Raw genomic sequence first — 19,185 nt, forward strand, 5'->3', positions numbered from 1 at the left:
GATGGCCGGGGATCTGTTTTCGCAGGCGGTACCGGGCAGCGTGCCGCTGGCCGAACGTTTGCGGCCGCGCAATCTGGATGAAGTGGTCGGGCAGGAGCACCTGCTGGGACCGGGCAAGCCGCTGCGCGTGGCATTTGAATCAGGCCGGCCGCATTCGATGATTTTCTGGGGCCCGCCGGGCGTGGGGAAAACGACGTTGGCCCGGCTGATGGCTGATGGTTTCGACGCCCATTTCATTGCCATTTCCGCTGTGCTGGGCGGCGTCAAGGATATCCGCGACGCTGTCGTGTCGGCTCAGGCGGCGCAGGGCCAGGGGCGGCGTACCATCCTGTTTGTCGATGAGGTACACCGCTTCAACAAGGCTCAGCAGGATGCGTTCCTGCCTTACGTGGAAAGCGGGCTGTTCACGTTTATCGGCGCGACTACCGAAAACCCGTCGTTCGAGGTGAACTCCGCCTTGCTGTCGCGGGCGCGCGTGTATGTGCTGCAGGCGCTAGACGGCGAGCAGCTGGCGCGTCTGGCGCGCCGGGCGGTCGAAGCCTTCAATGCCGATCGTGCGGCAGAAGGCGTACCCGCGCTGAGTTTCTCTGAAGAAGCCGTGGTGCAGCTGGCCGGGTGGGCCGACGGTGATGCGCGCCGCCTGATCAACGCCGTGGAGGTGGTGGCGGAATCGGCGTTGGGCGCCGGCCGCGATACGGTGGACAGCGAATGGCTGGAAACCTCGTTGTCGCAGAACCTGCGCCGTTTCGATAAGGGCGGTGATGCTTTTTATGATCAGATCAGCGCCTTGCACAAAGCGGTACGCGGTTCGGATCCGGATGCATCGCTGTACTGGTTTGCGCGCATGCTCGATGGCGGTGCCGACCCGCGCTACCTGTCACGGCGAATTGTGCGCATGGCTGTCGAGGATATCGGCCTGGCCGACCCGCGTGCGACTGAACTGGCATTGAATGCCGCCGATATCTATGAACGCCTGGGCTCCCCCGAGGGCGAGCTGGCGCTGGCGCAGGCGGTGGTCTATATGGCCTGTGCCGCCAAGTCCAATGCGGTCTATAACGCCTATAAAGCGGCGCGCAAGTTTGCCGAAAGCAATGGCAGTGCACCTGTGCCCATCCACCTGCGCAACGCGCCGACTAAGCTCATGAAAGAGCTGGGCCATGGCAAGGCCTATCGCTATGCACACGATGAGCCGCATGGCTATGCGGCTGGCGAAAGTTATTTTCCGGATGGCATGAAGGCGCGTTTCTACCAGCCGACCGACCGTGGGCTGGAAGCTAAAATTCAGCAAAAGCTGGCCTTTCTGCGCGAGCTGGATCGCGAATCGCGCCGCAAACCCTCCTGATGTCTGGCGGTTTGCCGCCGCGCTTGTAAGCTTGTAAGCGTCGCTGCCATGGTGCCATGGCCGCCAGCCGATATTGCGTCACGCGTGCTTGCCCTTTCGGGGAGCGCGCCGGCGTGCAACAATCTCCGTTCCAGCCGTCTGGCTGGGGTCGATTCCTTATTACTGCTACTGTTCATCATGCTAGAGCCTACCCTGCTGCGTAAAGATTTGCTCGCCATCGTCGAACGCCTGTCGTTGCGTGGCTTTTCCTTTGATGTGGAGCGTTTCAATGCGCTGGAAGGACGCCGCAAATCCCTGCAAATGGAAACCGAAAACCTGCAGGCACGCCGCAATGCGCTGGCCAAGCAGATCGGCCAGCTCAAGGCTAAAGGGGAGGACGCCAGCGCCGTGATGGCCGAGTCGCAACAGATTCCGGGGCAGCTGAAAGCCCTGGAGGATGAGCTGGGCACGTTGCAGCAAGACCTGAACGCGCTGCTGCTGGCGGTGCCCAATGTGCCGCATGACAGCGTGCCGCAAGGCAAGGACAGCGATGACAATGTTGAGGTGCGCCGCTGGTTGCCTGGCGCGGCAGCGGCGGACGGTCGTCCTGCTCCCCTGCCTTTTGCCGCACGTGATCATGTGGAGCTGGGAGCGCCGCTGGGCCTGGACTTCGAAACGGCAGCCAAGCTGTCGGGTTCGCGTTTCGCGTTCATGCGCGGCCCGGTGGCTCGCCTGCATCGTGCATTGTCGCAATTCATGCTGGATCTGCAGACGCAGCAGCATGGCTATACCGAATGCTATACGCCGTACATCGTGCAAAGCCCGACGCTGTTTGGTACCGGCCAGCTGCCCAAGTTCAAGGACGATATGTTCTGGGTGACCAAAGGCGGCCAGGAAGACGGTACGGCTGAAGACCTGTACCTGATTTCGACCTCGGAAATCACGCTGACCGGCTCGGTGCGTGATGAAATCCTGGCGGCAGATCAGCTGCCGTTGAAGCTGACGGCCCATTCGCCTTGCTTCCGTTCGGAAGCGGGCAGCGGTGGCCGCGATACGCGCGGCATGATCCGCCAGCACCAGTTCGATAAGGTCGAGATGGTGCAGATCACGGATCCGGACGCATCCTATGATGCACTGGAAGAAATGGTCGGTCATGCGGAAAATGTGCTCAAGGCGCTGGAGCTGCCCTACCGCGTCGTGCTGTTGTGCTCGGGCGATATGGGCTTTTCCGCTGCCAAGACCTATGACCTGGAGGTCTGGCTGCCGGCGCAGGATACCTGGCGCGAGATTTCGTCGGTGTCGAATTGCGAGGCCTTCCAGGCCCGCCGCTTGCAGGCGCGTGTGCGCCGCCAGGAAAAGGGCAAGCCCGAGTATGTGCATACCCTCAATGGCTCGGGCCTGGCCGTAGGCCGTGCGCTGGTAGCGGTGCTGGAAAACCATCAGCAGGAAGATGGCTCCATTCGCGTGCCGGCAGCGCTGCGCCCGTACGTCGGAGGCCTGGAAGTGTTGCAGGCCTGAGCCTGAGGCGCTGCCCGTGCCGCAAGCGCGGGTGGGGTGTTGCCTTGAGATCATGAGCCGCAGGGCCATTTTCACTGTCGGGCGGACAGCGCGATCTCTCCGCGCTGCCGGTGCCCGAGGCAGCAGGAAATGTGCTTTGGTAAAAATGGTATTGGGCACACATGGCAGCCCCTTTCCAGCCCCTTCCTGGCGACCGGGAAGGGGCTTTTTGCATCAGGCCGGCGCCTCTGCCCCTGAGGCAGCCCGGGCATGCCGCTGCGAGGTTGCGGCATCGCCCTGGGCAGGTGTCGCTCAGGCTTGGGGAATGATGGCCTGGACTTCGATTTCCACGGCCACCTTGAACGCCAGTTGCGCCTGTACCAGGCTGCGTACCGGATAGCGTCCCGCCTGGAAGTAGCTGCGATAGATTGCATTGAAGGCAGCGAAATCCTGCAGGTCGGCCAGCCAGACATTGGCTTTGATCACATGCTCCAGCGAGCTGCCCAGGCCGTTCAGGGTCGCGTCTATTGCTTTCAGAACGGCGTGTGTCTGGGCTTCGATACTTCCTGTATGTGGTTTCCCTTCTTCATCAAAAGGAATCTGGCCGGACAGCATCAGCAAGTCGCCGTACCTGACCGCGGCGGAGAAGGGGAGATCAGCAGAGACGGGATGAAAGACGGGGGGCTGGCTCATGGAGGGCTCCTGGTGGAAAGTGAAAAAATCCATGCGCCTGGCAGGGCGGAGTGACCTGGGTGAATGACATGGGGGCATGGCATTGAGGTGAGGACGCATGGGAGTGGAAGGCGTCGCCTGATCTTTGCAGGGCGCGCGTCCTGGGTGGCGCCGGGGGCTCAGTCGCCTTGGCGGCTCAAGCGCCGGTAGCGGTTCCAGCGATAGGGGTGCAGATCAATGGCTGGCGTCCGGCCTTGCAATAGGTCGGCGATGATTTGCGCCGAACCGCAGGCCATGGTCCAGCCCATGGCGCTATGGCCGCAGTTGAGCCACAGCCCGGGATGGGCGCTCTGGCCCAGGAAGGGGAGATTGTCCGGTGTCATGGGACGTTGCCCTATCCATTGGGATGGCGTTGCCCGTGCCAATGGCGGACAGACGAGATGGGCGAATTCCGTCAGCTGGGCCAGCCGTGCCGTGGCTTGTTTATGGCTTGGAATGCCGATATCGGCAAATCCCGTGAAACGCATGGTGTCGTCGCCGAAGGCCGCCCAGGCAATCTTGTGAGGAATGGATACGGCACCTGAGCGGGGGGATGAAGCGGGTGCGGGACGGTAGGACAGGGAGTAGCCCGTAACAGGATAGATGGGCAAGCGATAGCCCAGCGGGCGCAGCAGCGCGCTTGAAGCAAGCCCGGCAGCCACGATGACGGCATCGGCATGATAGGTTTGTCGTGCGGTGGTGACGCCATTGACAGCCTGGCCCTGCTGACTGAGCGCCAGGACGGGCTCATCAAAATGAATGCGGACGCCCAAGGCGCTCGCTTCGTCCAGCGCGGCACGGGTATAGCGGGCGGCATCGCCGGTCCCGTCGTTGGGGCAGTGAACGGCGCGCGCAAATGCGATGTCTGCATCGCGCAGCATGGGCTCCTGCGCCAGCAATTGCTCATGGTCCAATGCCGTGAAGGGCTCGCCGGCCTCGTGCAGGAGTGTGGCGTCATCCGGGCCGGGGTGATCCTGTTCCCCGTATAGGTACAGGATGCCATGCTGGTGGCCGCCAAAGGCGTTGGAGGCGGGTGTGGCGCTGCGAAAGAGCTGGTCGCGGGAATAGGCTGCCAGCTTCAGGGCGGCCTGTGAGTTGGCGCGCCAGCGTTCATGTGTCCCTTCGCGCAGAAAGAGCGAGCCCCACCGCAGCAGCGCCGCCGACCACGGCTGGCAGATACCCAGCCCTTCGTCCCGGCCTAGCAGGGCGCGCAAGGCGGCCCGGCCAATACCCGGTTCGGCCCAGCTGAAACAGTGGCCAGGCGAGATCAGGCCGGCATTGGCGAAACTGGCGCCCGTCGCTGCGGCGCCGGCACTTTCCACGATTTCTACCTGATGCCCTGCACGCGCCAGCGTCAGCGCGGTGACAGTGCCGACGACGCCGGCACCCACGACAACAATATGCATGTCACAGTCCTTTGACTGGCTTGAAGGCGGCCTGGCCATGCCTGCTGGCAGCGGCGCCATGAACGATATCCATCGAGTATCAAACAAAATTTGCGTTTAAGCAAATATTTTTGGGATTTGTGAATGGATGGAACGATCGTGGCGGCGGGAATGCTGCCAGCGTGGCCGGTTGCTGGCAAAATTCGGCTACAGAGAGGCAGGCAACAGAATTTGAGAGGAAGCTTTGAAAAAGAACCCGCAACGGTCGCCAGGCGTGCCCCATATGCTGGCACCAGAGATGTTGGGCAAGCGTCTGCGTGTGGCACGCAAGCAGCTGGGATGGACGCTCGCGCAGGTGGCGGCACGCTCAGGGGTGTCGATTACCACCATCTCGCGCGCCGAGCGTGGGCAGCTGGCGCTGGGCTATGAAAATGTGGCAGCGCTGGGGCAGGCGCTGCAGCTGGATATGGGGGCGTTGTTTGCCTGTGATGGCGAGGTGCAAGCCCCTTTTGCAGGGCCGATTGTGACGCGGGCGGGAGAGGGCGTGTCCTATCGGGGGCTGTCGTTTACCTATGAATTCCTGGCGACGGCAGCGACCGGCAAGCCCATCAATCCGGTGCTGGGGACCATACATGCGCGGCAGGTGAACGGGCCTGAGGATTTTGCCCGTCACGCCGGTGTCGAGTTTGTCTATGTGCTGTCGGGCGAGATCGAGGTGCATTTTGAAAACGGCGATGTGGCGCGTCTGGCAAAAGGCGACTCGCTGTATTTCGAAAGCATGATCGGCCATGCCTATATCAGTGTCAGCCGGCAATTGGCGCGCATCATTGGCGTGATTACAGCCGAAAGCAATCTGATGACCAATGCACGGCATGGGCAGGAAGTGCTGGATGGTGCGTCGGAGTTGTTGTGAGGTAAATCGTTTGGGCGCGTAAAGGGACAGTGCGAAGGCGCTGCGCTGCGGTTTGATAGATTGCCCTTCCAGGCTGGCTGGAAGGGCATTTTTTTATCTTCGGGTTTGCGCTAGGCGTTTACCCTTGTTTTGCGTATATGCAAAAAATAGTTTAATTCTGGCGTGGGTGACAGACAGGCCGGCTGCGATGGGCTGCCCTCATCCATTCCGATTCCTGATGTTCCTACTTTGCGATCATGATGACTCCACACCCTAAACTTTTAAGTGCCCGACAGCTGACTTTCATGGCCTTGGGCATGTCCATCGGCGTTGGACTGTTCCTGGGATCCGCCACGGCGATCAAAGCGGCCGGCCCCTCGGTGTTATTGGCCTATCTCGTTTGCGGCGGTGTCATTTTCCTGATCATGCGCGCGCTGGGCGAAATGACCGTACATCATCCGGTGACAGGTTCTTTTGCCGCGTATGCGCGTGAGTATCTGGGGCCGTATGCGGGTTATCTTTCGAGCTGGAATTACTGGATTCTGATGGTCGGGGTCGGCATTGCGGAATCCACGGCGGTCGGGGTCTATATGAAGGTCTGGTTCCCGGATGTACCGCAGTGGATCTGGGTGTTTTCTTCCATTGCCTCCATTTGCCTGCTGAATCTGATGGCTGTCAAAATCTTCGGCGAGACGGAGTTCTGGTTTGCGCTCATCAAGGTCGTGACCATCGTCGCCCTGATACTGGGTGGGCTGGGCATGATCATGATGGGGCTGGGCAATGGCGGCGTACCTATCGGCTGGTCCAATCTCTGGCAGCATGGCGGCTGGTTCCCCAATGGTTTCACTGGTGTGCTGCTGGCCTTGCCAGTGGTGGCCTATTCCTTTGCCGGGGTGGAAATGATCGGTATTGCTGCGGCGGAAGCCGAGAACCCTGGTCGTACCATTCCACGAGCGGTCAATTCGGTGCTGTGGCGCATCCTGCTGTTTTACGTGGCGGCGGTGGGAGTGATCCTGGCCATCTATCCGTGGAATGAATTGGGTACCCAAGGCAGCCCGTTCGTGATGACCTTCGAGAAACTCGGGATCCGCGAGGCGGCAGGGATCATCAACTTTGTGGTGATTACAGCAGCACTGTCCAGTTTCAACTGCATTTTGTTCAGTGGTGCCCGCATTCTGAAAAGCCTGGCAGACAGCCACCAGGCACCTGCCGTGTTCCGTGCGGTGCGGCCCAATGGTGTTCCGGCGCTGGCAGTGCTGGCCACGGTGGTGTGCATGGGGTTGGGGGTGTTGTTGAATTATGTGGTGCCGGATGAGGCCTTTGGCTGGATGATGTCCATCCTGGCATTCAATGTGGTCTGGACCTGGGCCATGATCGTCCTGACCTGGATGGCCTTTCGCCGGCGCCAGCGCGCTCGGGGCGAACAATCAGCATTTGCCCTGCCGTTGCCGGGCGTGACACCCTACATCAGCCTGTTGTTCATCGGATTCGTGTTCTTCATGCTGGGCTATGGCGAAAGCTCGCGCGTTTCGCTATATGCCGGCGTATCCTGGATGGCGCTGATCAGTGTGGTGTATGTATTGCGGGTGCGCCCCTTGACTCGGGCACGGGCGGCAGCGCGCGGGCAGGCATGACCAGGAAGCCCCCTGTCGCAGGGTCGGGTGCCTGGGCATGCCGGTACGCGGCATCGAAAGGGAAATGAAAATGGCCCTGCATTGCAGGGCCATTTCATCTTGCAAGCCGACCGGAGGCTTCAGGCGGATCGTGTCCGCCGTCACGCACGGCCGTCAGCGATATCGCCGCCGGCCGTTCATGGAAATCAGATCTGCGACTGCTGGTAGTTTTCCAGGCCGATCTTCTCGATCAGATCAAGCTGGGTTTCAAGCCAGTAGGCGTGGTCTTCTTCCGTATCGCGCAGCTGCGCCAGGATGATGTCGCGGCTGACATAGTCATTATGCTTTTCGCACAGCGCCATCCCGTCTTTCAAGGCCTGGCGAACATGGTATTCCAGAGCCAGGTCGGCACGCAGCATCGACGGAACGTCGGTGCCGGGCGTGAAGGGGTCGGGACGCATGTCCGGCGTGCCGTCCAGCATCAGGATGCGGCGCAACAGCGCATCGGCGTGTTGCGTTTCCTCTTCCATCTCATGATTGATGCGCGTGTAGAGCTTGGTCAGGCCCAGGTCTTCATACATGCGCGAATGCAGGAAATACTGGTCGCGTGCGCTCAGTTCGCCGCGCAGCAGCTGTTTGAGGTATTCGACGACTTCGGGATGGCCTTTCATGATTGATAACACTCCGGTTCGGTAATGGGGCGCACTGCATGGCGCTGGTCGCCGGGTAAGGCGGCAGGCAACAGGCAGCGCAGCCAATGATCCGTCTTATAGCGCGTTTTCCGGGAAAACGCGTTTGACCATGTCGCGGATCAGATCGAGCATGGCCTGCTGGGTCAGTGTGCCGGTGCGTCGGGACGAGGTCGCGATGCACAGGGTGCTGGTCAGCGTCGGTTCGGTAATGGGCCTGGCATAGTAATCCCTGGGGCTGGCCGCTGAATTCAGCGCGTAGTGGGGCAGAATCGCCAGGCCGGCGCCATCTGCCACCAGATCCAGTATCGCCGGGACACCGTCGATTTCCAAGGCAATCCGCGGTTTGCGGCCGATGCTGGCCATGCGTGTTTCCACCAGCGTGCGGATGGCGTTGGGCCGTGCCGGCAGAATCAGGGGCAGCTCCGCCACATGGGCCAGTTTGATGGCCTGCCCATGATGGCTGGGGTTGCCGTGGCCGATCAGAAACAGCGTTTCTTCCATCAACGGTTCAATTTCAACTTCTGCCGACGAGCTTGGATTGTAAAGCAGGGCGATATCCAGGCGGCCGCCTTGCAGCCATTCCTGCATCGGGATGGATAGCCCTTCGCTGATCGACAGCGCCGCATCAGGCAGGCGCTGGCGGAATTCGCGCGTCAGCGCCACGGTGAGCGAGCGGGCAATGCTGGGCGGCATGCCGAGCGCAACGCGCCCGGCCAGCGAGCCGCGCACGCGCCCCAGGTCTTCCTGGGCGCGCGCCACCTGGTGCAGAATGCCACGGGCATGGTCCAGCAGCAGCCGGCCGGCCTCGGTCACGGTGACGCCGCGTCCATTGCGGGTCAGTAAATGCTGGCGCAACTCGACTTCGAGCAGGCGTATCTGCCGGCTCAGCGCGGGTTGCGCTACGTCCAGAACGCTGGAAGCCCGGGTAAAACTGCCCAGTTCCGCGACATGAACGAAATATTCAAGTTGTTTCAGGTCCATAGGAAGGATGGTCGGTCGGACAAATGCCGGAAATGGCTATTCAAAAGCTGGATGGATTCTCTTGAGTTATGCCCTAATGCTATATCTGATAGCGAGACCGCGTTCTAGCCAAGGGGGGGCACCGCCACCATAATAGACCAAGACCCAGACGGGAACCGCCTGCGTTGGTCAGGAACGCGCCGGCAGGTCTTCAGCACAGGCGGGCGCGTGCGCCAGAATATCCGGCGGCAGCCCGTTTTCCCGCGTGTTTCGGCGGCATTGTTGTCCTGAAAACGCGGCAGAACAATTCATTGTCACAGGAGATAAGCCATGATCATCGACTGCCACGGTCACTATACTACCGCGCCCAAGGCGTTGGCTGATTGGCGTGAACAGCAGATCGCCAACCTGAATACGCCGGAACTGGGCCCCAAAGCCAGTGACTTGCACATCAGCGATGACGAACTGCGCGACAGCATCGAGAAAAACCAGCTGGCGAAGATGAAGGAGCGTGGCTCCGATCTGACGATTTTCTCGCCGCGTGCCAGTTTCATGGCGCATCATATCGGTGATTTCAATACCAGCGCTACCTGGGCCGCCATCTGCAACGAACTGTGCTACCGTGTGTCGCAATTGTTCCCGGAGCATTTCGTCGGCGCTGCCATGCTGCCGCAATCACCGGGTGTCGATCCCGCCACCAGCATTCCCGAACTGGAAAAAACGGTCAAGGAATACGGCTTTGTCGGCATCAACCTGAATCCCGATCCGTCCGGTGGCCATTGGACCTCCCCGCCGCTATCCGATCGCCAGTGGTATCCCATCTATGAAAAGATGGTCGAGTACGACATTCCGGCGATGATCCACGTCAGCACCAGCTGCAACGCGTGTTTCCATACCACCGGCGCGCATTACCTGAATGCCGACACCACTGCTTTCATGCAATGCCTGACCAGCGACCTGTTCAAGGATTTCCCGACGCTGAAATTCCTGATCCCGCACGGCGGCGGTGCTGTGCCCTACCATTGGGGACGTTTCCGTGGTCTGGCGCAAGAGTTGAAAAAGCCCGACCTGCGCGAGCATCTGCTGAAGAACATCTTCTTCGATACCTGCGTCTATCACCAGCCCGGCATTGATCTGCTGACCAACGTCATTCCGGTGGACAATATTCTGTTTGCTTCCGAAATGATCGGCGCCGTGCGTGGCGTGGATCCGCTGACCGGCCATTATTACGACGATACCAAGCGCTATATCGAAGCCGCCGAACTGACCGCTGACGAGCGCTACAAGATTTACGAAGGCAATGCCCGTCGCGTGTTCTCCCGTCTCGACCAGCAACTCAAGGCCAAGGGCCTGTAAGCCGTCAAAAGGAATATTGCAATGAGCCTGAATAATCTCGGAGTGGTTTACCGCAACATCCAGCGCGCCGACCGCGAAGCCGTGGAACGCCTGTCGAAGTTCGGTTCCGCCACTGTGCATGAAGCCATGGGCCGTGTCGGTCTGATGAAGCCCTATCTGCGCCCGATCTTCACTGGCGCCAAGGCGACCGGTACTGCCGTGACGGTGCTGCTGCAGCCGGGCGACAACTGGATGTTCCACGTGGCGGCAGAACAGATCCGCCCAGGCGACATCGTCGTGGCGGCGGTGACGGCGGAATCGACCGACGGTTTCTTCGGCGACCTGCTGGCAACGTCCTTCCGTGCCCAGGGCGCAGTCGGTTTGGTGATCGACGGCGGCGTGCGCGATGTGCGTGACCTGACGGAGATGAACTTCCCTGTGTTTTCCAAGGCCATCAGCGCCAAGGGTACCGTCAAGGCAACGCTGGGTTCGGTCAATATCCCGGTGGTATGCGCCGGCGCGCTGGTCAATCCCGGTGATGTCGTGGTGGCGGATGACGATGGTGTGGTCGTGGTGCCGGCTGCGATCGCCGGCCTGGTGGCCGATGCCGCCCAGAAGCGCGAAGCCAACGAAACCGAAAAGCGTGCCAAGCTGGCCAGCGGCGTGCTGGGCCTGGACATGTACAAAATGCGTGATGATCTGGCTGCGGCCGGGCTGAAATATTTCGACTGAGGAACACGGCATCATGGCAGCATTTGAAAAGACTCCCGGCTGGCTGGATTGGTATGCCAACCCGAGCAAGCCCCGTTTCCAGGTACCTGCCGGCGCCGTGGATGCGCATTGCCACGTATTTGGCCCTGGCGACCAGTTCCCGTTTGCGCCCGAACGCAAATACACGCCTTGCGATGCTTCCAAGGATCAGCTGTTTGCGCTGCGCGACCATTTGGGCTTCGATAAGAACGTGATTGTGCAGGCGACCTGCCATGGTGCGGATAATCGCGCAATGGTCGATGCCTTGAAAGCTTCCGATGGGCGCGCCCGTGGCATTGCAACGGTGCGTCGCAGCATCACCGACGAAGAGCTCAAGGAACTGCATGACGCAGGGGTGCGCGGCGTGCGTTTCAATTTCGTCAAGCGTCTGGTGGATTTCACGCCCAAAGACGAATTGATGGAAATCGCCAGTCGCATCGCGCCGCTGGGCTGGCATGTCGTGATTTATTTCGAAGCCGTGGACCTGCCCGAGTTGTGGGATTTCTTCACCAGCCTGCCGACCACGGTGGTGGTGGACCATATGGGTCGTCCGGATGTGACCCAACCGGTTGACGGCCCGGAATTCGAACTGTTCGTGAAGTTCATGCGCGAAAATCCGAATGTCTGGAGCAAGGTAAGCTGCCCGGAACGCCTGAGCCATACCGGCCCGCGCGCGCTGGGCGGCGAGCAGAACGCCTACCGGGATGTCGTGCCGTTTGCACGTCGTATCGTGGAAACTTTCCCGGATCGCGTGCTCTGGGGCACCGACTGGCCGCACCCGAACCTGAAGGATCACATGCCGGATGATGGCCTGCTGGTCGATTTCATCCCGCATATTGCTCCGACGGCCGATCTGCAGCGCAAGCTGCTGGTCGATAATCCCACCCGACTTTATTGGGGAGAATCGCATGTCGCTTGAAAAACCGTATTCCAACGTACCCGGCACGACGATTTTCGACGCCGATCAATCGCGCAAAGGCTACTGGTTGAACCAGTTCTGCATGTCGCTGATGAAGGCCGAAAACCGTGAACGCTTCAAAGCCAATGAGCGTGCCTACCTGGACGAGTGGGACATGAGCGAAGAGCAGAAGCAGGCTGTGCTCGATCGTGACCTGAACCGCTGCATCGCCCTGGGCGGCAATATCTACTTTCTCGCCAAGATCGGCGCCACCGACGGCAAATCGTTCCAGCAGATGGCTGGCAGCATGACCGGCATGACCGAGGCAGAATATCGCGACATGATGCTCAACGGTGGCCGTTCCGTCGAAGGCAACCGCTACATCGGAGAACAGAAATAATGGCCAAGATCACTGCCAGCGTTTATACCTCGCACGTTCCTGCCATCGGCGCGGCGCTCGATCTGGGCAAGCAGAACGAGGATTATTGGAAGCCGGTGTTTGCCGGCTACGATTTCGGCAAGGAATGGATCAAGCAGAACAAGCCGGACGTCGTGTTCCTGGTCTATAACGATCACGCCACCGCGTTCAGCCTGGATTTGATTCCTACGTTTGCCATCGGCACCGGGCCGTTCTATCCGCCCGCCGACGAAGGCTGGGGCCCGCGCCCCGTGCCGCCGGTAATCGGCCATCCGGAGCTGGCTGGGCACATTGCGCAATCGGTGATCCAGGAAGACTTTGACCTGACCATCGTGAACAAGATGGATGTGGATCATGGCCTGACCGTGCCGCTGTCGCTGATGTTCGGCGAGCCGGAAGCATGGCCGTGCGCGGTGATCCCGTTCGCGGTGAACGTGGTGCAGTATCCGGTGCCTTCGGGACGCCGTTGCTTTGAGCTGGGCAAGGCCATCCGTCGCGCAGTGGAATCCTTCGACAAGGATTTGAATGTGCAGATCTGGGGCACGGGCGGCATGAGCCACCAGCTGCAAGGCCCGCGTGCCGGCCTGATCAACCGCGAATGGGACAACAAGTTCCTGGATCGCCTGATCGCCAATCCGGACAGCCTTTCCCAGGTGTCGCATATTGAATACGTGCGCGAAGCCGGCTCGGAAGGGATCGAACTGGTGATGTGGCTGATCGCGCGCGGTGCGATGGCGGATGCCGTCGGTGGCGAAGCGCCTACCGTCGCGCAGCGTTTCTACCATGTGCCTGCGTCGAACACGGCGGTAGGCCACCTGATTCTGGAGGACAATTGATGAGCAAGACAATCAAGGTCGCCCTGGCGGGCGCCGGCGCATTCGGTATCAAACACCTGGATGGAATCAAGAATATCGACGGCGTTGAAGTCATTTCGCTGGTCGGCCGTGAGCTGGACAAGATCCAGGAAGTCGCTGCCAAATATGGGGTGGGGCATGTCACCACCGACCTGGCGGAAAGCCTGGCCCTGCCTGAGCTGGATGCCGTCATTCTGTGCACGCCGACGCAGATGCACGCTGCGCAGGCCGCTCAGGCCCTGAAGGCTGGCAAGCACGTGCAAGTGGAAATTCCGCTGGCCGATAGCCTGGAAGGTGCGCGCGAAGTGGCGCGACTGCAAAAGGAAACCGGCCTGGTCGCAATGGTCGGCCATACGCGCCGCTTCAACCCCAGCCACCAGTACGTGCACAAGCAGATTGAAAAGGGTGATTTCCACGTTCAGCAGATGGATGTGCAGACCTATTTCTTCCGCCGCACCAATACCAATGCGCTGGGCCAGCCGCGCAGCTGGACCGACCACCTGCTGTGGCACCATGCCGCTCATACGGTGGATCTGTTCGCCTATCAGGCCGGCAGGATCGTACAGGCACATGCCATGCAAGGCCCGATTCACCCGGATCTGGGCATTGCGATGGATATGTCCATCCAGCTCAAGAGCGAAACCGGCGCCATTTGCACGCTGAGCCTGAGCTTCAATAACAACGGCCCGCTGGGAACCTTCTTCCGTTATATCGGTGACACCGAGACCTACATCGCCCGTTACGATGATCTGGTCAATGGCCGCGACGAGAAGATCGACGTGTCCAATGTCGATGTGTCGATGAATGGTATCGAACTGCAGGATCGTGAATTCTTCGCCGCGATCCGCGAAGGCCGCGAGCCGAACTCCAGCGTCGCGCAGGTGCTGCCGTGCTACGAAGTGCTGCATCAGTTGGAGCAGCAACTGGCACGCGACAACTGAGCGCCGGGCAGGGCAGGTGGCAGTCGCCCTTGTCCAGATCCGCAGCCGGCAGGCCAGGTTCTTGTGCCTGCCGGTGTCATGGCCTTGCCATCGGGCACATCGTGCCGCAGATGGCCGGGCCATTTTCTTTGTACGATAGCGTTTTGTCGGCGCGCTGCCGGATGTGGCAGTGCTGCGGCGGCAAGCAGCGCAAAGGCGACGAGGGCCAGCCGTGTGGAGACTCCCGCTGCAGCCCCGTGCGCCATGAATGGAGCATCCCACCATGCAACAACGTCACATCGGTTCCGTCCTGACCAGTGCCATCGGCCTGGGCTGCATGAATCTCAGCCATGCCTACGGTACGCCGCCCACTCGAGACATCGCCGAGCAGGTCGTGCGTGCCTCGCTGGATGAGGGCATCACGTTCTTTGATACGGCTGCGCTTTATGGTTTTGGCGCCAATGAAACCTTGATGGGGGAATTGCTGGCACCGCATCGCCAAAAGATTTTCCTGGCGAGCAAGTGCGGTATGACAGGCGTGGATGGCAAGCGTGTCATCGACGGTCGGCCGGAAACCCTGAAGGCGACCTGCGAGGCTTCGCTGCAACGTCTGCGCACCGATGTCATCGACCTGTATTACCTGCATCGCTGGGACAAAACTGTTCCGATCGAAGAAAGCATCGGCGCCTTGGCCGATCTCGTGCAGGCAGGCAAGATTCGCGCCATCGGTTTGTCGGAAGTGTCCGCCGCGACGCTGCGCAAGGCTCATGCGGTACACCCGATTGCGGCCGTGCAGACTGAATACTCTTTGTGGACGCGCAATGCCGAGATTGCCGTGCTGCAGGCATGTCGGGAGCTGGGCGCTGCATTCGTGGCGTTCAGCCCGGTAGCGCGCGGTTTTCTGGGCGGCGAGCTACGCGATGTGACGGCGCTGGAGCCCAAGGATATCCGCCGGGGAATGCCGCGCTTCGCACCGGAGAACTATGCGCGCAATCTGGAACTGCTGGAGCCGTATCTGGACATTGCCGAGGAACTGGAAATCACGCCGGCGCAGTTGGCGCTGGCCTGGTTGCTGGCCCAGGATGATCATGTGTTTGCCATCCCTGGCACGACCAGCCCGCAGCATGCCCGTGATAACGCCCTGGCGGCGGATATCAAGCTGGACCCTACCGTGCTGGCCCAGCTCGACGAACTGATCAATCAGGATACGGTCGTGGGCCCGCGCTATCCGGCGGCGACTCAGACCGAGATTGATACCGAGGAGTTCTAGGCGGCGTCCGCCAGGCCGGAAATGGTGTCCGGCCCGGCAGGCTTGCCTCAGTGTCGCGGCCGCAGGCTGTCCAGCCATGCCTGGCACAAGGCCTGCATGCCGGCCGCGTCGATGTCGTCGAAACGGCCGGCATGCGGACTATCAACATCCCAGACACCCAGCAGTTCTCCCGAACGTGTGATCAGCGGCACGACAATCTCTGAACGCGATGCCGGGTCGCAGGCGATATGGCCGGGAAATGCATGAACATCCGGAACGACCTGCAGGGTGCGTGAGCTGGCAGCAGCGCCACACACGCCACGGTCGAGCTGAATGCGTACGCAGGCCGGGCGTCCCTGGAAGGGGCCCAGCACCAGCTCCTTATTTTTCAGGAAATAGAATCCGGCCCAGTTCAGGCCAGGCAGTGTCTCGAAGACCAGGGCGCTGAGATTGGCGGCATTCGCAATGGCATCGTGTTCGTCGGTAAACAGGGCACGGGCCTGAAGCAGCAGTTCGTCGTATTGCGTACGTCGTTCAAGAGGGGTAATGGCGGGGGCGGACGATGGGGCAGAATGCATGGTGGCTGCGGCAAGAAAAAAGATAGGGTTTGTTCGAGATATTGCCCCACCAATGCAAACGGCACCGCTTGCGCGATGCCGTTCTGGTTCAGGGCAATGAATTATGCCCGGTTGGCGCTGGAACTTTGCGGTACGCCGGATTTACCCTGTTCACGTACGGGTTCCTGCAGTTCCGCCTTGGTATCCAGGTCATAAAGTTCCTGGGTACGGCGGGTGCGGATACGGGCATAGCCCATCAGTTGATTGGAGGTTCTGGTCATATGACTCTCCTTTTTTGTTCTGCACGGCCACATGCCGTGCGGGTTGCCATCGTTTATAGCCTCGCTGCGAATGATAAGGAACGATGAAAAATGGCTTTTCTTATCAAGATATGAAATATACGACCTGAGTATGGCACAGAAGTTTCACTCAAGGTGCGGGCTGGGCGCAGGAATATGCAACGGAATCGTTACGGGCCCGTCATTGATGAGTTCGACCGCCATGTCCGCGCCAAACTCTCCTGTCGCCACAATGGGATGCAGCCGGCGGGCGGCGGCAACAAAATAGTCATAGAGTGCGCGCCCCTGGTCGGGCGGAGCCGCTTGGGTAAAACTCGGACGATTGCCTTTGCGGGTATCGGCTGCCAGCGTGAATTGACTGACAATAAGCAAGCCACCCCCGGTATCTTGAAGGCTTAGATTCATTTTTCCTGTGGCATCACTGAAAATGCGCAGCTTGAGGATCTTGGCCAGCAGGAGGTCGGCTTGTGCCGCACTATCGTGGGTTTCGGCGCAGAGAAAGACCAGCAGGCCAGACTCGATGGCGCCATGTGTTTGGTGGTTGATACGGACTGCCGCGCGTGAGACGCGCTGGATCAATGCTTGCATTGGGTTCTCCCTGCTGCAGCCGTCAGGCTGACGGCCGGGTCAGGGAGAATTATGGCATTGCCGGATTTACTGGCGTGGGCAGGCGCCCAGCCGCTGCGCCTGGTGCAGGAAAGTGATATTGCCCATACCCGTCAGGAAATTGGGGGCGATGGCTTCCACCTGCACATCATTTTTGCCCAGGCGCTGCACCAGATAACGAATCTGCATAGGGGGTAATGCAAGGCCGGGCATGATTTGCATGGCCGGGCATTGGCTGCTGAGTTCCGCTTGCTCCGGGGTGTCGCGCTGCACCTGGATCACGCATTGCGGTGCATTTTTTTGTATTTCCTGCATGGCCCGTTCCATATAGCGGGCGATATTCACACAGCCGCGGTCGTCTCGATCGGGAATGGCTGGCTGGCGCGGCTGGGTGGTAAAGCGCCATTGCCAAAGACCATTTTCCAGGCCTTGAAATGCCTTGAGATCGGAAAATGGGGAGGGGGCGGTCTGGCCTGCGCTGCTGAACGCCAGCAAAGCAAGTGCGGCGGCATAGGTGGCGAATTTCATCGAAAATCCTCGAAAAAGGAATGTGCGCTCGTGGATGGACATCTGGGGCAGGGCCTTACGGTAGCCGTGGTGGCTGGCACGGCTCCGGTTCTGGCCGCTGGAGGGGCGTGCCGGCGGGCGGCGACGCTCTCAGCCGTTCTTCGCATTAGTGCCTGGCGCGGCCCGGGGGTTCCCCAGTTTGTGGCTGGCTCGGGCCGTGCCGCGCCGCGATGCAGATAAATCAGGGGGAGCGGGATGAAAAGTTTGCCAAAAGCAAAAAACATGCTATATTTCTATTTCTGCGGTGGTGGCCGTAGCTCAGTTGGTAGAGTCCCGGATTGTGATTCCGGTTGTCGTGGGTTCGAGTCCCATCGGCCACCCCAGATATCTAAGCCCTTGCATAGCCAAGGGCTTTTTTCGTTGTGTTTCAAATTCCCTTGCGGACTTTTCTCAGGCGCCCGCCTAATTCCCTCATTTCATCCTTGAGATGTTTCATTGAATTGCGATTGCGCTAATTGTTTGGCGACCGTCGGCAACTTGCAATGATGGGTCATCTTTCATGGCATATCGTTTCATGTCATGTTTATTTGTTGGGAATGCATCTCATCTCGTTATTCATGGCGGCAGCAAAGGATTCGCAAGCTGTTTATCAGTGCGCTTAGTCCGTTTCGCTGGACGTCTTTCGACTATCGCGCTGGATCAATAGTTCCATTTTGATAAGTACTGACAGAATTTTGATGAAGAGGAATGTTTCGGCTGTATTCGATTGAATAGGGAGTGTCTTATTTTGGGTAGAAGTGCCTACCAAAGTTAGTAGTTGTTTATGCTAGAATCAAATCCTCGTTAACTTACGTGTTGATTAATACATCTATGGCTACCTATCTCGAACTCAAAGCACAGGCCGAGAAGCTGCTCGAGGAAGCCGAGCATCTGCGCCGTCAGGAAATCGCTGTCGTGATTAACGACATCAAGGCCAAGATTGCTGAATATGGCCTGAGTGCCGCCGATCTCGGTTTTTCGAATATCGCTATTCCTCGCAAAGCTAGCGCTGGTCGCAAGTCTGAGCAAACGGCTTCGGTTGTTCGTTATCGCGGACCGAATGGTGAACCCTGGTCCGGTATGGGCCGCCAGCCCCAATGGTTGAAGAATGCTCTGGCTGAAGGAAAGAACAAGGAAGATTTCCGGGTTTAAGACGTTTGCGCTTTTGAATGAATGCGGTAATCCGCAGTTCCTTCGTTCAGCCAGCCTTTGGCTGACTGTGAGTGACCCTGGAAAGCCCCTCCCGATGGAGGGGCTTTTTTTGTCTGACAATTTTGCTATATCAGTTATTGATTTCTTGACTGTTCTTTAGCTGATCTAGGTGGATTCTGTCGTGGTCAAGTATCAGTGGACACTGGGATAGGGAATTTCAGGTAGTGGCTTTTTCGTAATCGGTCGGCGAGCGGTATCCGAGTGTGGAATGCAGCCGTTGGGTGTTGTAAAAGCCGACGATGTAGTGGTTAATGTCGGCCATGGCTTCGTTTTGGTTGGCATAGTGGCGTTGCCAGACCCGTTCCATCTTCAGGTTCAGGAAGAAGCGCTCCATGACCGCGTTGTCCCAGCAGTTGCCCTTGCGGCTCATGCTGGCAATCAGGCCGTGGCGGGCTAGCAGGTCGCGGTGGGCTTGGCTGGCGTACTGGCTACCGCGATCGGTATGCACAATCAATCCGGGCTTGGGTTGG

The 19,185-nt window shown here is 59.6% G+C and carries 21 protein-coding genes and 1 tRNA gene; 13 read left to right on the forward strand and 9 right to left on the reverse strand.

The window, feature by feature from the left end; genetic code table 11:
• The first annotated feature begins 1 nt into the window (after nucleotide 1).
• Both ACNA1V_RS13660 and serS read left to right on the forward strand, forming a co-directional pair.
• Nucleotides 2–1,342, forward strand: coding sequence for a replication-associated recombination protein A (locus ACNA1V_RS13660; RefSeq protein ID WP_415834172.1), 1,341 nt, complete (start codon nucleotides 2–4; stop codon nucleotides 1,340–1,342).
• A 177-nt stretch (nucleotides 1,343–1,519) separates the two neighbouring features.
• Entirely contained in the window at nucleotides 1,520–2,839 is a 1,320-nt protein-coding gene (gene serS / locus ACNA1V_RS13665) for a serine--tRNA ligase (protein WP_415834151.1), read from the forward strand.
• Between the two features lie 291 nt (nucleotides 2,840–3,130).
• On the opposite strand, the gene ACNA1V_RS13670 is transcribed toward serS, so the two are convergent.
• Nucleotides 3,131–3,511: a RidA family protein gene (locus tag ACNA1V_RS13670; RefSeq protein WP_415834152.1), complete on the reverse strand. Its 381-nt coding sequence runs from the start codon at nucleotides 3,509–3,511 to the stop codon at nucleotides 3,131–3,133.
• Between the two features lie 158 nt (nucleotides 3,512–3,669).
• Nucleotides 3,670–4,935: an FAD-dependent oxidoreductase gene (locus tag ACNA1V_RS13675; protein WP_415834153.1), complete on the reverse strand. Its 1,266-nt coding sequence runs from the start codon at nucleotides 4,933–4,935 to the stop codon at nucleotides 3,670–3,672.
• A 262-nt stretch (nucleotides 4,936–5,197) separates the two neighbouring features.
• On the opposite strand from ACNA1V_RS13675, the gene ACNA1V_RS13680 reads away from it, so the two are divergent.
• Together ACNA1V_RS13680 and ACNA1V_RS13685 are read left to right on the forward strand one after the other, a co-directional pair.
• Nucleotides 5,198–5,827, forward strand: coding sequence for a helix-turn-helix domain-containing protein (locus tag ACNA1V_RS13680; protein ID WP_415834154.1), 630 nt, complete (start codon nucleotides 5,198–5,200; stop codon nucleotides 5,825–5,827).
• Between the two features lie 236 nt (nucleotides 5,828–6,063).
• A complete protein-coding gene (locus ACNA1V_RS13685; protein ID WP_415834155.1) occupies nucleotides 6,064–7,440 on the forward strand; it encodes an amino acid permease in 1,377 nt (458 codons plus the stop codon).
• Nucleotides 7,441–7,625: 185 nt separating this feature from the next.
• On the opposite strand, the gene bfr is transcribed toward ACNA1V_RS13685, so the two are convergent.
• Both bfr and ACNA1V_RS13695 read right to left on the reverse strand, forming a co-directional pair.
• Nucleotides 7,626–8,090 carry a bacterioferritin gene (bfr, locus tag ACNA1V_RS13690; RefSeq protein WP_415834156.1) on the reverse strand — a complete coding sequence of 155 codons (465 nt, stop codon included), beginning with the start codon at nucleotides 8,088–8,090 and terminating at the stop codon, nucleotides 7,626–7,628.
• A gap of 96 nt (nucleotides 8,091–8,186) precedes the next feature.
• The gene (locus ACNA1V_RS13695; protein ID WP_415834157.1) at nucleotides 8,187–9,092 is read right to left on the reverse strand and encodes a LysR substrate-binding domain-containing protein; all 906 of its coding nucleotides are present in this window, start codon (nucleotides 9,090–9,092) and stop codon (nucleotides 8,187–8,189) included.
• Nucleotides 9,093–9,401: 309 nt separating this feature from the next.
• Between ACNA1V_RS13695 and ACNA1V_RS13700 the strand changes: the two genes are divergently transcribed.
• The 7 genes from ACNA1V_RS13700 (at nucleotide 9,402) to ACNA1V_RS13730 (ending at nucleotide 15,516) form a co-directional block, all read left to right on the forward strand.
• Nucleotides 9,402–10,427 carry an amidohydrolase family protein gene (locus ACNA1V_RS13700; protein WP_415834158.1) on the forward strand — a complete coding sequence of 342 codons (1,026 nt, stop codon included), beginning with the start codon at nucleotides 9,402–9,404 and terminating at the stop codon, nucleotides 10,425–10,427.
• A 27-nt stretch (nucleotides 10,428–10,454) separates the two neighbouring features.
• Nucleotides 10,455–11,138, forward strand: a complete 684-nt coding sequence (gene ligK, locus ACNA1V_RS13705; protein WP_415834173.1) for a 4-carboxy-4-hydroxy-2-oxoadipate aldolase/oxaloacetate decarboxylase — start codon at nucleotides 10,455–10,457, stop codon at nucleotides 11,136–11,138.
• Nucleotides 11,139–11,151: 13 nt separating this feature from the next.
• Complete coding sequence (locus ACNA1V_RS13710) at nucleotides 11,152–12,075, forward strand: amidohydrolase family protein (RefSeq protein WP_415834159.1); 924 nt, start codon at nucleotides 11,152–11,154, stop codon at nucleotides 12,073–12,075.
• Complete coding sequence (gene ligA, locus ACNA1V_RS13715) at nucleotides 12,065–12,454, forward strand: protocatechuate 4,5-dioxygenase subunit alpha (protein ID WP_415834160.1); 390 nt, start codon at nucleotides 12,065–12,067, stop codon at nucleotides 12,452–12,454. The genes ACNA1V_RS13710 and ligA overlap by 11 nt, the downstream gene beginning before the upstream one ends.
• Nucleotides 12,454–13,308: a class III extradiol dioxygenase subunit beta gene (locus tag ACNA1V_RS13720; protein WP_415834161.1), complete on the forward strand. Its 855-nt coding sequence runs from the start codon at nucleotides 12,454–12,456 to the stop codon at nucleotides 13,306–13,308. Before ligA ends, ACNA1V_RS13720 begins: the two co-directional genes overlap by 1 nt.
• Nucleotides 13,308–14,267: a Gfo/Idh/MocA family oxidoreductase gene (locus ACNA1V_RS13725; RefSeq protein ID WP_415834162.1), complete on the forward strand. Its 960-nt coding sequence runs from the start codon at nucleotides 13,308–13,310 to the stop codon at nucleotides 14,265–14,267. Before ACNA1V_RS13720 ends, ACNA1V_RS13725 begins: the two co-directional genes overlap by 1 nt.
• 262 nt (nucleotides 14,268–14,529) lie before the next feature.
• The gene (locus ACNA1V_RS13730) at nucleotides 14,530–15,516 is read left to right on the forward strand and encodes an aldo/keto reductase (RefSeq protein WP_415834163.1); all 987 of its coding nucleotides are present in this window, start codon (nucleotides 14,530–14,532) and stop codon (nucleotides 15,514–15,516) included.
• Nucleotides 15,517–15,563: 47 nt separating this feature from the next.
• Here the strand turns inward: ACNA1V_RS13730 and ACNA1V_RS13735 are convergent, their stop codons facing one another.
• The 4 genes from ACNA1V_RS13735 to ACNA1V_RS13750 form a co-directional block, all read right to left on the reverse strand.
• Nucleotides 15,564–16,073 (reverse strand): GAF domain-containing protein, encoded by a 510-nt coding sequence (locus ACNA1V_RS13735; RefSeq protein WP_415834164.1) that lies wholly within the window; start codon nucleotides 16,071–16,073, stop codon nucleotides 15,564–15,566.
• Between the two features lie 101 nt (nucleotides 16,074–16,174).
• Nucleotides 16,175–16,333 carry a hypothetical protein gene (locus ACNA1V_RS13740; protein ID WP_167731906.1) on the reverse strand — a complete coding sequence of 53 codons (159 nt, stop codon included), beginning with the start codon at nucleotides 16,331–16,333 and terminating at the stop codon, nucleotides 16,175–16,177.
• Between the two features lie 144 nt (nucleotides 16,334–16,477).
• Entirely contained in the window at nucleotides 16,478–16,939 is a 462-nt protein-coding gene (dtd, locus tag ACNA1V_RS13745) for a D-aminoacyl-tRNA deacylase (RefSeq protein ID WP_415834165.1), read from the reverse strand.
• A gap of 66 nt (nucleotides 16,940–17,005) precedes the next feature.
• Nucleotides 17,006–17,485: a hypothetical protein gene (locus ACNA1V_RS13750; RefSeq protein ID WP_415834166.1), complete on the reverse strand. Its 480-nt coding sequence runs from the start codon at nucleotides 17,483–17,485 to the stop codon at nucleotides 17,006–17,008.
• 286 nt (nucleotides 17,486–17,771) lie between these two features.
• Between ACNA1V_RS13750 and ACNA1V_RS13755 the strand changes: the two genes are divergently transcribed.
• Both ACNA1V_RS13755 and ACNA1V_RS13760 read left to right on the forward strand, forming a co-directional pair.
• Nucleotides 17,772–17,847 (forward strand) — tRNA-His (locus tag ACNA1V_RS13755).
• 487 nt (nucleotides 17,848–18,334) lie between these two features.
• A complete protein-coding gene (locus ACNA1V_RS13760) occupies nucleotides 18,335–18,655 on the forward strand; it encodes an H-NS histone family protein (RefSeq protein WP_415834167.1) in 321 nt (106 codons plus the stop codon).
• Between the two features lie 217 nt (nucleotides 18,656–18,872).
• Here the strand turns inward: ACNA1V_RS13760 and ACNA1V_RS13765 are convergent.
• A partial coding sequence (locus ACNA1V_RS13765; protein WP_415834168.1) for an integrase core domain-containing protein occupies nucleotides 18,873–19,185 on the reverse strand: 313 nt, incomplete at its 5' end.

Origin of the sequence: Kerstersia similis (genome assembly GCF_965139615.1) — a bacterium.
Classification (GTDB): Bacteria; Pseudomonadota; Gammaproteobacteria; order Burkholderiales; family Burkholderiaceae_B; genus Kerstersia; species Kerstersia similis.

Coding starts and splice junctions, on each gene's coding strand:
- ACNA1V_RS13660 (WP_415834172.1), top strand. CDS start 2: ATGGCCGGGGATCTGTTTTCGCAGGCGGTACCGGGCAGCGTGCCGCTG.
- serS (WP_415834151.1), top strand. CDS start 1,520: ATGCTAGAGCCTACCCTGCTGCGTAAAGATTTGCTCGCCATCGTCGAA.
- ACNA1V_RS13670 (WP_415834152.1), bottom strand. CDS start 3,511: ATGAGCCAGCCCCCCGTCTTTCATCCCGTCTCTGCTGATCTCCCCTTC.
- ACNA1V_RS13675 (WP_415834153.1), bottom strand. CDS start 4,935: ATGCATATTGTTGTCGTGGGTGCCGGCGTCGTCGGCACTGTCACCGCG.
- ACNA1V_RS13680 (WP_415834154.1), top strand. CDS start 5,198: ATGCTGGCACCAGAGATGTTGGGCAAGCGTCTGCGTGTGGCACGCAAG.
- ACNA1V_RS13685 (WP_415834155.1), top strand. CDS start 6,064: ATGATGACTCCACACCCTAAACTTTTAAGTGCCCGACAGCTGACTTTC.
- bfr (WP_415834156.1), bottom strand. CDS start 8,090: ATGAAAGGCCATCCCGAAGTCGTCGAATACCTCAAACAGCTGCTGCGC.
- ACNA1V_RS13695 (WP_415834157.1), bottom strand. CDS start 9,092: ATGGACCTGAAACAACTTGAATATTTCGTTCATGTCGCGGAACTGGGC.
- ACNA1V_RS13700 (WP_415834158.1), top strand. CDS start 9,402: ATGATCATCGACTGCCACGGTCACTATACTACCGCGCCCAAGGCGTTG.
- ACNA1V_RS13710 (WP_415834159.1), top strand. CDS start 11,152: ATGGCAGCATTTGAAAAGACTCCCGGCTGGCTGGATTGGTATGCCAAC.
- ligA (WP_415834160.1), top strand. CDS start 12,065: ATGTCGCTTGAAAAACCGTATTCCAACGTACCCGGCACGACGATTTTC.
- ACNA1V_RS13720 (WP_415834161.1), top strand. CDS start 12,454: ATGGCCAAGATCACTGCCAGCGTTTATACCTCGCACGTTCCTGCCATC.
- ACNA1V_RS13725 (WP_415834162.1), top strand. CDS start 13,308: ATGAGCAAGACAATCAAGGTCGCCCTGGCGGGCGCCGGCGCATTCGGT.
- ACNA1V_RS13730 (WP_415834163.1), top strand. CDS start 14,530: ATGCAACAACGTCACATCGGTTCCGTCCTGACCAGTGCCATCGGCCTG.
- ACNA1V_RS13735 (WP_415834164.1), bottom strand. CDS start 16,073: ATGCATTCTGCCCCATCGTCCGCCCCCGCCATTACCCCTCTTGAACGA.
- ACNA1V_RS13740 (WP_167731906.1), bottom strand. CDS start 16,333: ATGACCAGAACCTCCAATCAACTGATGGGCTATGCCCGTATCCGCACC.
- dtd (WP_415834165.1), bottom strand. CDS start 16,939: ATGCAAGCATTGATCCAGCGCGTCTCACGCGCGGCAGTCCGTATCAAC.
- ACNA1V_RS13750 (WP_415834166.1), bottom strand. CDS start 17,485: ATGAAATTCGCCACCTATGCCGCCGCACTTGCTTTGCTGGCGTTCAGC.
- ACNA1V_RS13760 (WP_415834167.1), top strand. CDS start 18,335: ATGGCTACCTATCTCGAACTCAAAGCACAGGCCGAGAAGCTGCTCGAG.